At 65.9% G+C, this 12,844-nt stretch carries 10 protein-coding genes; 4 read left to right on the top strand and 6 right to left on the bottom strand.

The annotated features are described in order from the left end of the window. Window positions 1–10: 10 nt before the first annotated feature. Window positions 11–1,534 carry a complex I subunit 4 family protein gene (locus ACPDIT_RS04720; protein ID WP_423442018.1) on the bottom strand — a complete coding sequence of 508 codons (1,524 nt, stop codon included), beginning with the start codon at window positions 1,532–1,534 and terminating at the stop codon, window positions 11–13. Window positions 1,535–2,164: 630 nt separating this feature from the next. Here ACPDIT_RS04720 and ACPDIT_RS04715 point away from each other — a divergent pair. After that, window positions 2,165–2,665, top strand: coding sequence for a hypothetical protein (locus ACPDIT_RS04715; RefSeq protein WP_423442017.1), 501 nt, complete (start codon window positions 2,165–2,167; stop codon window positions 2,663–2,665). A gap of 106 nt (window positions 2,666–2,771) precedes the next feature. Here the strand turns inward: ACPDIT_RS04715 and ACPDIT_RS04710 are convergent, their stop codons facing one another. Continuing rightward, window positions 2,772–4,097 carry a hypothetical protein gene (locus tag ACPDIT_RS04710; RefSeq protein WP_423442016.1) on the bottom strand — a complete coding sequence of 442 codons (1,326 nt, stop codon included), beginning with the start codon at window positions 4,095–4,097 and terminating at the stop codon, window positions 2,772–2,774. 442 nt (window positions 4,098–4,539) lie between these two features. Between ACPDIT_RS04710 and ACPDIT_RS04705 the strand changes: the two genes are divergently transcribed. From ACPDIT_RS04705 to ACPDIT_RS04695, 3 genes are read left to right on the top strand one after another with little or no spacing between them, the layout of a single operon-like run. Next, window positions 4,540–5,718: a 3-keto-disaccharide hydrolase gene (locus tag ACPDIT_RS04705; protein ID WP_423442015.1), complete on the top strand. Its 1,179-nt coding sequence runs from the start codon at window positions 4,540–4,542 to the stop codon at window positions 5,716–5,718. A gap of 43 nt (window positions 5,719–5,761) precedes the next feature. Continuing rightward, a complete protein-coding gene (locus tag ACPDIT_RS04700; RefSeq protein WP_423442014.1) occupies window positions 5,762–6,784 on the top strand; it encodes a PmoA family protein in 1,023 nt (340 codons plus the stop codon). A 45-nt stretch (window positions 6,785–6,829) separates the two neighbouring features. Further along, window positions 6,830–8,287, top strand: coding sequence for a Gfo/Idh/MocA family protein (locus ACPDIT_RS04695; protein ID WP_423442013.1), 1,458 nt, complete (start codon window positions 6,830–6,832; stop codon window positions 8,285–8,287). A 34-nt stretch (window positions 8,288–8,321) separates the two neighbouring features. Here ACPDIT_RS04695 and larA read toward each other — a convergent pair whose 3' ends face one another. From larA to ACPDIT_RS04675, 4 genes are all read right to left on the bottom strand, one after another. Further along, a complete protein-coding gene (gene larA, locus ACPDIT_RS04690; RefSeq protein ID WP_423442012.1) occupies window positions 8,322–9,593 on the bottom strand; it encodes a nickel-dependent lactate racemase in 1,272 nt (423 codons plus the stop codon). Window positions 9,594–9,710: 117 nt separating this feature from the next. Next, the gene (gene rhaB, locus ACPDIT_RS04685; protein WP_423442011.1) at window positions 9,711–11,210 is read right to left on the bottom strand and encodes a rhamnulokinase; all 1,500 of its coding nucleotides are present in this window, start codon (window positions 11,208–11,210) and stop codon (window positions 9,711–9,713) included. Window positions 11,211–11,253: 43 nt separating this feature from the next. Then, window positions 11,254–11,415, bottom strand: coding sequence for a hypothetical protein (locus tag ACPDIT_RS04680; RefSeq protein ID WP_423442010.1), 162 nt, complete (start codon window positions 11,413–11,415; stop codon window positions 11,254–11,256). 19 nt (window positions 11,416–11,434) lie between these two features. Further along, window positions 11,435–12,832, bottom strand: a complete 1,398-nt coding sequence (locus ACPDIT_RS04675) for a purine-cytosine permease family protein (protein WP_423442009.1) — start codon at window positions 12,830–12,832, stop codon at window positions 11,435–11,437. Window positions 12,833–12,844 lie beyond the last annotated feature (12 nt).

Below are 12,844 nucleotides of genomic sequence, written 5' to 3'. Positions count from 1 at the left end.
TCCTGCCTCCTCACCACAAACCGCCCCCCTGCAACGTTCCGAACACCGGACCCCGCAGCACCGGCCCCGCAACCTCCGTTACGATCCGGGGAAACAATCCGAGCCCGATCACCCCCGTCAGAAGCAGCACCGTACCCCAACGTTCCGCACCGGTAATTGGTCCCCATCCCTCCGGAGGCGCCACGTGCAACCCGTCAGCCGGTCGCTCCCCGAAAAACGCACGCTGCATCGCCCGCCAGACGTAAGCCGCCCCCAACACCACACCGGCCGCCGTCACCCAAACCCACAACGGCCAAACCTGCCACACCCCCAGCAGCACATGCACCTCCGCCATGAACCCGCTGAACCCCGGCATCCCTGCCGACGCCGCCCCGGCCAGCACAAAAGTTCCCGCCGCAAACGGCAGCGCTCGTCCGAGCTCCATCCGTTCCAACTCCGACAGTTCCCGCGTGTGCGCCCGGTCGTACACCATCCGTCCCACCACCGCGAACAACAACCCGGCAATCAAGCCGTGCGACACCATCTGCAACACCGCGCCGTGCCATCCCGCCTCTGTCAGCGTCATCAGGCCCAGGATCACAAACCCCATGTGACTCACGCTCGAATAACCGATCACGAACTTGAAATCCCGCTGCACCAGCGCCACCAGGGCCGCCCACACGATCCCCACGACCGCCAACAACCCGAACACCTCCGGCCACGAACCCAGCCCCAACACCCGTGGCCCCCAGGGTCGCAGCGCGTCCGGAAACATCGGCATGGCGACTCGAAAACAGCCGTAGGCTCCCAGCTTCATCACCACCCCCGCCAGCAACATGGAAGCGGCCGTCGGCGCCGCCACATGCCCGGTGGGCGCCCACGTGTGCCACGGCCAAAGACCGGCCAAGATCCCAAAGCCCAGAAACATCACCGGAAAGGCCCACATCTGAAATCCGCGGGGATAGCCCGCCGCCACCAGATCCGCCCAGGCAAACGACCGCATCCCCGCCCACACATACGCCGCCAACAACGCCACCAGCACCAGCGCGCTGCCCACAAACGAGTACAGCACCAGCTTCATCGCGCCGTACTCGCGCCGCGTCGACCCCCAAATCGCGATCAAAAAATACTTGGGCACGATCGCCAACTCGTAGAACACGAACAGCAAAAACAAATCGAAGCTCAAAAACACGCCGTACACTCCTCCCACCAGCCACAGATAGAAGGCGAAGAACTCTCGCACCCGCTCCCGCACGTTCCAGGAAAACAGCACCCCTGCCACCGCGGCCACCCCGGTCAGGGCCACGAGCACCGCACTCAGACCGTCCGCCGCCAGGTGATAGCGAATCCCCAGCTCCGGCACCCAGGGCACGTCCACCAGCGTGATCAGCTTTCCCCCTTCGCGCCCCACCTGCCACGCACCGGTCAGTCCCAGCGCCGCCCCCGCCAATGCCGCACCCAGGGCCGCCCGGCGCACACCTCCCTCGTACCGCGCCGGCCACAACCCCACCATCAGCGCACCCAAAAACGAAACGTAGATCGTCCAGTCCAACATTTCGGTTCACCCACCTGATACCTCGTCAGCAGCCCGGGTCCCGGCCGGCACGGACTTTACCGGCTGCGCCCCGCTTCCACAACAGCGTTCCCTTCCCCCTCCGGAAACGCTCGCGCATTTCGATCCCTTGGTCATGAAGCCCGCGGCCATGACCCGGCACGCGATCGGCAGCTCCTGCGCGCCCCCTTCATGGATCGCGTATTAACTCCCGAACGAAATGGCCGGTCTCTCGGCAAAGTCAACCAACTCCCCGGAACGCTTCCGCGTCCGCACCGGGCTCCCCTTGGCTCTCTCACCCATCCGGCGCCCGCGCGCGCAACACCGTTTCCCAAGCGCGATCGCCCTCCCCAGCCGGGGCCGCTTCTGCGTCGAAGGCCCACGCTCCCTGCCGCGGGTTCGGTCTCGTGCTTCCCAACCGGAGGCAGGGAATGGCCAGCGCAGTGCAAATTCCCTCCGGACCCAAACATCGGCGCCGCCCGCCTGCACCGGGGTTCTTTCCATCTCTCACAACTCCGTCGCACCCCTTCGCCGCCGACGGGATCACGGTGCCGCCGCCCTTGCTTTTTGCTGGCAACTCCCGCCCCGGCGGCCTACGTTTTTCGTGCCAAATCAGGGATCCGGAGCTGACCTATGGACATCGTATTCAACTGCCCCAATTGCGATCAGGAACTCGAGGTGGACAGCTCGGCCGCCGGCGCCCAACTGAACTGTCCCTCCTGTCAGGCTCTCATCACCGTGCCCGAACCCGAATCGCCGCTGCCCAAACCGGAAAGCCCGGCCAAGGTCGAACCCAGCATCATCAACCCGATCGCGGCCTCGGCGGCAGCACGGCAGGAACTGCACTTGAAAGTCCCCATCCGGGAGGGCCCGTCGGAAGTACTGATCGAAAAGCCCAAACCCCCGTTGGAAGCCGCCGCCAAGGGCGACAAAAAAATCCGCATCAAAACGATCCGTCACACCGACTGCATCGAGGTGGGACACGACCGGTTCGACGAGACCGTCACAAACTTTCTCCAGAAGGTGGGCGAGGACAACATCATCAGCCTCACTCCTCTGACCTACACGCACCTCGACATCGGGACGCAGCGACTGCTCACCGACTACGCGATCATGGTGGTGTACCGCGGGTAGGAGCGGCCCGGGAAGTGCAGGGTTTTCGGGAGTTGCCTGCGGGAGAGCAACCGGGTCAGTGCCGCCTGCCCGTTGCGGTCCTGCGCCGGACTGCTTGCACGCCCGTTCACGGGGGCTGCCAGACTTCCACCCGGAAAAACCCCGCCGGGCCCGTCGCCTCCATGGGAATCTGGAAACAGTAGCATCCCGGCCGGCCCGGGTCGGGTTCGCATGCCGCCCACCAAAGCGGCCGCCACCGCCATCCGCCGCCGGGTTGGAGGCCGGTCGAGTGCAGCAGGCCCAGCCGACTCCATCCGGTCAGCCGCGGTTCCACGGCGATGCGCAACCATCCGGGCGGATCCTGCGCAACCGCATGGACCTGAACGGCACCCGGCAGGCTCGTCACCCGCCACGTGGCCACCGTCAGCAACACGACGTGCGTAGCTGCCCGGCCGGGCGCAAGATCTCCCAAATCCCACGCCAACGCGCCACTTACGTAGCGGCCCTCGGGTGGGGCAAAAAAATCGAGCCCGTTCAATGCATTTGTCTCCACACTCCAATGCACCCCGACCGACGGCTTGCCCATGATGTGACTGTCCACCTGCACGCGCCCGTAGTACCCGACTTCCCAGGCCGCAGGCGCCCGCGCGGCATGCAGGGTCAGCACGTCGTGCAATAACACCGCCGTGTCCGTCCGCGTGTCCCGGGCCACCGATCGACCGTGCAACGTCAAGTCGTACCGGTACTCCCCGAACGAGCCGCCATATTCGCGGTCGTCGTACACGCCGCTCATGCTCTCCAGCCCGTGGACAAACTGGAACCAACGCACGTTCCGCAAAACCGAGCTCGTGCGGTTCGAAACCACGCAGGTCTGCCGGAACACATACCGGTCGGTCCACATAAAACGGCCCGGCCAATCGCGGCTTCTCGGCACGATGCCCGCGGCAATGCCCTCGCCGCTGTCCATCATTTCGTACCACAGGGTGATCCGCACTTGTCCGTTGGTCACGGTGGACTGAAACACCGGGAATCCCCAGGCGTTGGTCGGACTACCCCGGCTGACCGGCGCCACCCCCTGTTCCACTCCGAAGTCGGAGTTCGAGATCCAGTCGGGGTAAAACCACTGCGGTTGCAACCAAATCGGGCCCACCGGGCCGGCTTCGCTCTCGTATCCCACCGCTGCCGCCCATTCGCCCGACAGGTACTCGCGCCCCACGAAGCCCGGTCGCCGGTCCAGCGCAAAGTCTGCGTAGCCGAAGTCCGTCACCAGGATCTCCCACGTGGGGCTGCTGACCGCCGTGCCCACGATCGGGTCCGCGTACGCCCCCGTGCAGGTTGCCCAGCACAGGATCCCGACCCACCCGGTCCATTGGCGCAGACTGCCCTTGGCCCGCTGACCATCCATCCGGGTCTTGATACCAGCCCCGGCCCGCCTCTCGCAAACGGTTTCCATGGCCTCGTCGCCTTCCAAACCCAACGTGCTCGAGCCCCGGCTGAAAAAAACGACGGCTGATCCCGGCCACGCCCCCGGCTGAGAGGCGGGGATCCACCCGTTGGCCGGCGGGAAGCGAGAGCCCAGGCGTTCCAGCAGGCCACCGGATGAAAAACGAGCCGGGCTCAAAACGACACGCTCTCGGGGTGCGGCACGGACGGTCCCGGCCCCCTCGATCGTTACGCCTCCCTGCCCGGCCAACGAAGACCGGCGATTGTCCACGGGAACGAGGCATGCCCGGCCGCGCGCGGGCCGGCCGCGTCGCTCCGACAAACGTCCGACCCGGGTCCGGACTTGTCAGCCGGCCGCTCCAGGTGTTTGCTGCTGCGCAATGAAGGCAGGCGCATTATTCGCAAGGACGGCCCCCCCCTCCGCCGCGGCGATCGCAGGCTTCCTCTGGCTCTTGTCTGGCGGCTCGGGCCCGGCGGCCGAAGAGTTCCGGCCCCTGTTCGACGGTCAAACGCTCCAGGGCTGGGTCCAGCGGGGCGGAAAGGCGAAGTACAGCGTGGAGGACGGTTGCATCGTGGGGCGGACCGTTCTGAACACGCCAAACAGTTTCCTCTGCACGGAAAAGACCTTCGGGGATTTTGTGTTGGAACTGGAGGTCCGGGCCGATCCCCGGTTGAATTCCGGCATCCAGATCCGCAGCGAATGTTTCGATCACCCCACGGAAGTGGTTTTCGGCCGGGAAACGCTGCGCATCCCCGCGGGGCGGGTCCACGGGTATCAGGTGGAAGTCGATCACAACCGAAACCGGCGGTGGAGCGGCGGGATCTACGACGAGGGCCGACGTGCCTGGCTCCAGCCCCTGACCGACAAGCCCCGGGCCGGCGCGGCCTTTCGCTTCGGTGACTGGAACCACTACCGCATCGAATGCCGGGGAGACTCGATCCGGACCTGGGTCAACGGCGTGCCCGCAGCCGATCTGATCGATTCCATGACCCTGAGCGGATTCATCGGCCTGCAGGTCCACGCGTCCACCGAGGCGGGCCTGGAGGTGCGGTGGCGGAACCTGCGCATCCGGGAGCTGGGCCGTCACCGGTGGGAACCTCTGTGGGACGGCCGCACCTTCAACGGTTGGCGCCCGATTGGCCAGGGCCGCTGGACCATCGAAGACGGCGTCCTGCACGGCACGCACAGTCGGGACCAGGCCGAGTACGGCCATCTGATCACCGAACGCCGTTTCACCAACTTTACGGCCCGCCTGAAGTTCAAGGCCCTCAAGGGCAACAGCGGCTTTTACTTTCGCGTCGAGCCCACCGGGTTCAGCGGCGTGACCGGTTTCCAGGCCGAGATCGATGCCGAAAAGGACGTCGGCGGCCTCTATGAAACCAACGGCCGTGCCTGGGTCGTCCAGCCCAAACCCGAGGATGTGCAGAAATGGTTCCGGCCCGGCGACTGGAACACCCTGACCGTGAGCGCCCACGAGGGTCGCATCGTCGTGCACGTCAACGGCTACAAAACGGCCGAGCTCATGGACGACCCCGGCCGCCGCGAGGGTCACCTGGCCCTCCAGCTCCACGGCGGCCAGGATTGCGACCTTTTCTTCAAGGACATCGAATGGCTCGTGCCCGTCCCGTGAATCCGGGCTTGCTCACGCAAGGGTGCTTCGGTTTTTTGAGGACATGAGCAGAATGGCGCGCATCTGTGCCGGCCTCGTCGGGTGGGTCGGCCTCGGCATCAGTCTGGCACTGCTGATCGCCAGTTGCGCGCAGACTCCCCGCGAAGCGGCCCCGAGTCAGGGAGTCCGTCTTGTCGCGTTGCCAGACCGGGTGCGCGTCGAGATCGCGGGCCGGCCGTTCACGGAATACTTCTTTCGGGACGTGCCCAAGCCGTACTGCCATCCGCTCCGCGGTCCGCAAGGACTCGTCATGACCCGACACTGGCCCATGAAAGAAGTCCCGGGTGAAGACCGGGACCACCCGCACCACCGCGGTTTCTGGTACGCCCACGGCAGTGTCAACGGCGTGGATTTTTGGACCGAGGGAAACAACCGGGGCCGCATCGTGCATGACGAGTTCCTGCAAATTCAGTCCGGACCGCGCACCGGTCTCCTGCGTTCGCGCAACCGCTGGGTGGCGCCGAACGGCCAAACCGTCTGCAGCGACGAGCGCACGCTGCGATTCTACGCCACGCCAGACTCCGCCCGGGTGTTCGACTTCGAGGTTACTCTCCTCGCCACGCACGGCCCCGTCACATTCGGGGACACCAAGGAGGGGACGTTGGCGGTGCGCCTGGCCGAAACCATGCGTGTGCGCCCCAACAAGGCCCATGCGGGTCGGCCTCCCGGTCGCATCCTCACCAGCGAGGGCCACCGGGACACCGAAGCCTGGGGGAAGCGGGCCGCGTGGTGCGATTACTCCGGCCTGGTGGAAGATCGCCTCGTCGGACTGGCCATCTTCGATCATCCGGACAACCCCCGGCATCCCACCTGGTGGCACGTGCGCGATTATGGTTTGTTCGCCGCCAATCCGTTTGGCCGACACGATTTCGAGAACCTGGCGGATGCCGGCGCCGGGAACCTGGTCGTCCCCGCCGGGGGCAGGGTTACATTCCGTTACCGGCTTTACCTTCACGAAGGCGACGCTGCCCGGGCCCGGGTGGCCGACCAGTACGCCGCGTGGATCGCCAACCGCACGCAACCCTGAATCCGCTGTCCCTGTCCCATGCAACCCCCGAGCAAAACCCAGCCTATGATGAATCGACGGACCTTCCTGAAACAGTCGTTGCTGGCCGCCGCTTCTCTGGCCGCCGCGTCGGGCTGCAAGACCGCGGCGCCGCGCCCCCGCGCCCGCATCCTCGGCGCCAACGAAACCATCCGCGTGGCCGTGGTGGGCTTCGGCGGCCGCGGCCAGGATCACATCAAGGGCTTTCGTGCCCTGCCCAATGTGCGGGTTACAGCCCTTTGCGACGCCGACCGCGAGATCCTGGAACGCGAAGTCCGCAGATTCCGCGACCGCGGCGAATCCGTGGAAGCCTACACGGACATCCGGAAGTTGTTGGAAAGCGCGCCGGTGGACGTGGTCAGCATCGCCACGCCCAACCACTGGCATTCGCTGGCGGCCATCTGGTCCGTGCAAGCCGGTAAGGATGTGTACGTGGAAAAGCCGGGCTCCCATAATGTGTTCGAGGGCCACCAGCTGGTCGAAGCCGCCCGGAAATACGGGGCCATTGTCCAGGTCGGCACGCAATGTCGCTCCTCGGCCGGACTGCGCGAAGCCGTGGCCTGGATCCGGGCGGGCAATCTGGGCCGCATCCTGCGCGTCCGGGGTCTTTGCTACAAGCGCCGCGACAGCATCGGCCTCACGCAGGGCCCGCAACCCATTCCCGCCTCGGTGGATTACGATTTGTGGCTGGGGCCGGCCCCGTTCAAACCGTTGCGTCGCGCCCGGCTGCACTATGACTGGCACTGGTTCTGGGACACGGGCAACGGCGACCTGGGCAACCAGGGCGTGCACCAGATGGACATCGCCCGCTGGATCCTGGGGTATCAAGAGCTTTCCCCTGCCGTGCTGGCCATCGGCGGACGCCTGGGGTACGTGGACGACGCCGAAACCCCCAACACCCTCATCGTCTTCCACGATTACAAGCCCGCTCCGTTGCTGTTCGAAGTCCGCGGCCTGCCGGAAAAGGCCGGCTCGAATCGCATGGACGACTACCGCGGGGCCAGCATCGGGGTGGTGGTGGATTGCGAGGGCGGCAGCGTGGTGATCCCCAGTTACACCCGGGCGATCGTTTACGACCGCGCCGGCAAACAAATGCGCGTCTTCGACGGCGGCGGCAATCACTACGCGAATTTCATCGAAGCCGTGCGCAACCGGCGGCCCGAGCTGCTGCATTCGGACGCCCTGGAGGGCCACCTGTCGGCTTCCCTCTGTCACACGGCCAACATCTCCTACCGCCTCGGCCGGACCGGGTCGCCCGAAGCCATTCGCGATGCCATCCGGAACCTGCCCGAAGTCCAGGAGATGCTCGGCCGCATGGAAGAACATCTGGCCGCCAACCGGGTGAACCTCCAGCAGACACCCGTGGTCCTGGGCCGTCTGTTGCGCATGAATCCGCGCCGGAAAACCTTCCGCGGCGATCGCGAGGCCAACGCCCTTCTTACCCGCGAGTATCGCCCGCCGTTCGTCGTGCCCAAACGGGTGTGAAACCTGTGGGACTCCCGGCGGCCCGCCGGCCCGTTCAGTTGCTGCCGGCCAGGTACGGAATGCTGAGTGGCCCCTGCGGCAGCGCGGCCACGCGGGCATCCGCCGGTAACTCTGCGAGCAGGGACCGCACCGTGGCGCTGATGTCCCGGCACGGCTCCAGGTGCGCCGCCCGCACCACGTCGTCCGGCAGGGAGCTGTACAACAGCACCCGCGCCCGCTGTTGCACCAGCGCCTGAATCTGCGCCTGCCACTGTTCCGGCCGCTCGAATCCCGGACTCGCCAGCAACCGCAACACCTCTTCCGGTCCGCGCACACTCCGCAACAACCGGTCCAGGGGACTGCCCGCCGGCACTCCCTCCCGGCATTCGGCCGCCAGGATCAACGTGCCCCCGGGTTTGATGATGCGCGCCCCGGCGCTCATGCCCTTGACCCCCTGATACAGGTTCAGATCGAGCGGGTATCCGCTGTTGGTGGTGACCACGATGTCAAAGGGTGCCTCGCAGCGGTGCATGGCCGAGGCCCGCACAAACTCACATCCCACGCGGTGGGCCCGGAACAAATCCCCCGCAAACACCCCGGTGATCTGTCGCTGCTCGTTCAAGGTCACGTTCAACAGGAAACTCGGTCCCACCCGGAGCGCCACCTTGCGAATCTCTTCCCAGATGGGATTGCCGTCCAACACGCCAAACGTGGCGTTCGGATGACCGATGTTCCGCGCCCCGTGGTTGCCCATGATGGTGCGCAAGCCGGCCACGCCCGGCATGATCCCCTTGGGCCCGCCGCTGAACCCGGCGAAGAAATGGGGCTCGATGAAACCGGTCACAATCCGCAGATCCGCCTCCACGGCATGTCGGTTGAGCCACACCGGGGTTCCGTTGGGCAGGTCCCCCAGATACACCAGGTCCTCTTCTTTCTCGCACTCGTGGTTGACGACGCGATACCGGGCCACCACGGCCGGTGTCAGCATCCGCTCCAGTTCGGCCCGCGTGTTGGGTCGGTGCGTGCCGGTTTGATTCAGGAGCGTGACGTTTTCCGGGGGCACAAAGGAGAGATACTCCAGGAGCCACGGAATCAGACGGTGATTCGGAGTGGCCCGTGTGATGTCGGTGAACAGGATGCAGATTTTCATCCCCGGCCGAATCCATTCCCGCAGGGGCGGGGCCTCGATCGGCCGTTCCAGGGCCTCCCAAACCGCGCGGCGTTCATCCGGTAACCCCGGTTGATGTCGCGGCTGAATCACGGTGGTCCGATCGTCCGGCAGTTCCACCGTCAGATATCCTTCTCCATAGGCTAGCGGAACCTTCATGGCTGTGGCCTCCCCTGGTCGGGCGGCACTGAACCCTGCGCGGAACGTAGCACGGGGCCCCGGGGCCGGCAAAAACGCGCGCGCCGAACCCGTGGCCCGCCCCCCTCGCCCGACACTTCACGAGCCGGTCCGCGTTTCCGTCAGTTTCTGGAACCGTGCAAACGCTTCTTCCCAAACCTCCGGCCGGCGCGGCTCGTACTCGCCCAGTTCCACGGATTTGCGCACCGTCTCGCGCATCTCGGCCAGCGACTTCAACTCGCCCCGCGCCCGCATCTGCGTCAGCACATTTCCCATGGCCGTCGCCTCGGCCGGACCCGTGATGACCGGCCTCTGGCAGGCATCGGCCGTGAACTGGTTCAACAATCGATTTTGCGACCCGCCCCCGACGATGTGAATGACGTCCAACCGACGGCCCACCAGTTCCTCCAACCAACCCAGCACCTGCCGATACCGCAGCGCGAGACTCTCGAATGCACAGCGCACCAGCTCGCCCTCGCTCCGGGGCACCGGCTGACCCGTCTCCTGACAGAATTCCTGGATCGCCCGGGGCATGTCCGGGGGATTCAGGAACCGCGGATCATCCGGGTTGACCAGCGACCGCAGCGGGGCGGCTTCACTGGCCCGTTGCACCAGTTCCGGGTACGTGAAACTGCGTCCCCGGGCCTCGAACGCCCTCCGGCACTGCTGCACCAGCCACAAGCCCATGATGTTCTTCAACAGGCGGTAGGTCCCGTCCACACCGCCCTCGTTGGTGATGTTCACCTCCAACGCCCGCTCCGTCAGCACCGGCCGTTTCACCTCCACCCCCATCAGCGACCAGGTGCCGGAGCTGATATAGGCCCAGGTCAGCTTGCCCGTGTCGCGCGTGGGCACCGCAGCCACCGCCGAGGCGGTGTCATGGGCCGGAGGCGCCACGACCTCCACGCCGTCCAGCCCCGTTCGCGCCGCCACGCTGGCCCGCACCCGGCCCAGTTTGGTGCCGGGCGGCACAATCTCCGGCAATAACTTGACCGGCAGCCCCAGCTTTTTCAGAAGGCCCTCCGCCCAGGCCCGCCGCTGCGCGTCCAGACACTGCGAGGTGCTGGCGATCGTGAACTCCGCCACTTCGGAACCGCACAACGCCCAGTGCACAAAGTCCGGCATGAACAACAACCGGCGGGCCGCCGCCACCACGTCGGGATGCTGCCGTTGATGGGCCAACAGTTGAAACAGCGTGTTGAAGGGCAGGAATTGCAGCCCGGTCTGTTTGAAGAGGTCCGCGCGCGGCACCTTGCGGAACACCCGCTCCATCTCCCCTTGTGTCCGCGCATCCCGGTACGCGTACGGCAGGCCCAACAACTCCCCGTGACGCGACAGCAACACATAGTCCACCCCCCAGGTGTCGGCGCCCACGGACACCACGCGTCGGCCGTGCTGCCGTGCTGCCATGCCCAACCCCTGCTGAATCTCCTGCCACAACCGCAGCACATCCCAGCGCAAACTCTCCCCCAGCCAGACCGGCCCGTTGGCAAACCGATGCACTTCTTCCAGCAGCATCCGCTTGCCCGTCCAGCGACCCGCCATCACGCGGCCGCTCTCCGCTCCCAGATCCACCGCCAGATACACTTGAGAGTTCATGCCCTTGGCCATGGCTGCCTCCCTGTCTCGCGAACGCCCCCCTTCAACGCGAGCCGCCCTTCAATGCCCAGGGCGCGGTCACAAACCACAACACCGTCCCAACCAACATCCAGGCCTTCATCGGCCCTTCGCCCAGCCGCTGTCCCAGGAACAGCAACGGAGCCAGCACGGTCAGGGCCAGTGCCGCAAATGCCAATCCTTTCATCGCCCGTTCCATCGCTGCTTCACCTCCCGACGAAGCCCGGCTCCGGCCGGTTCAGCCACTTCGCCAACACCAGGTACAACGCTCCGGTGAGCGCATACACCGGCAGCGTCAGGTACGAGGGGAACACACCCCAGCCGAAGTACGCCGCATAAAACAGCGCCAGCGGAATCAGCCACGCCAGCAGCACGGCAAGGTTGAACGATCGACCCGTGCGCGCCGCCCAGTCCTGCACCAGACCGAACCGCCGCGCCAGATACACCTCCACCAGGATCACCGCGCCCACCGGCGCCAGGGTCGTGCCGTACAGGCCCACGAAATCCAGCAGCTTCATCGCCACGGCGGGAAACATCCCCGCCAGCGTGCACACGATGCCGGCCAGGAGCGTTCCCGTGGCGCGCGACATCCTCGGGTACAACGATTGAAACGCCAGGCCCGCCCGGTAAATCGTCGGATTCGCCGTCGTCCAACCGGCAATGATCACGCAAATCAGCCCGGCCCAGCCCACGGCGTCCCACACCATCGGTCCCGGCGCCATCCCCTGGGCCGGGTCCACCCCCTTGTGCCGGACCCAGTACACCAACAGCAGCGCCGCGCAGATCCACGCAATGTAATGTCCCAAAAACATGCCGGCCGCCGAGGCCCACCCGTAGGACGGCTTCCGCGCAAACCGCAGAACCGACAGGTCCGACATGCCGATGTGCATCGCCGCGTTGCAAAACCAGGCGAAAAACACCACGCCCCAGAAGCCGATCCGGCTTTCGTGGCCGGCCGGGGGCGTCAGCAACTCCACCAGATTCAGGCTCCCCAGCTTGCCCAACATCACCAGCCCGCAGGCCACGAACACCAAAAACATCCAGGGCGCCGCCAGATGCCCCACCCGCGCCACAAAACCGTAACCCCGAATCGCCACAAACGTCATCGCCGCGCCCAAGGCCAGCACCGTCACGCACCACGCCACATTCGTGGGCATCGTGTCCTGAAACGTGGGCATCCGCACGTTTTCGAAGGGAACCCCGACGGCCGTGGCCGACACCGTCACCATCGCGCCGGCTAGGAAACAAAACAGAATCCCGTTGGCGAGATTGTACAGCACCACCAGCTTGCGCCCGCAGATGCGCTCCAGCTGATAGTACAGCGTCAGCCGGTAACGGGTCGCGATCGGCGCCGTCACATACCGCCAGCTCAGCACCGCCAGCAAATTCCCCACCAGCAGCCCGGCCAGCAGATCGAACGCACTCACCCCCCACGCCACAAACAACGGGCCGATCATGAATTCCGTGCCGGCCGTGTGTTCGCCCGCGTACATCCCCCAAAAGGCCGTCGGCCCCTTCAACGCAGACTCCGGCACCGGTTCTCGTTCGTACTCGTCCCCCGGATGCGAGGCCGGGGCGGTGCTTGGCGCTTTCGCTTCGCTCATGGTTGGCAAAAA

Origin of the sequence: Limisphaera sp. VF-2, assembly GCF_049537125.1 — a bacterium.
Taxonomy (GTDB): domain Bacteria; phylum Verrucomicrobiota; class Verrucomicrobiia; order Limisphaerales; family Limisphaeraceae; genus Limisphaera.
The sequence above is the reverse complement of the archived record's forward strand: the minus strand, read 5'-3'. Positions and strand labels throughout refer to the sequence as shown.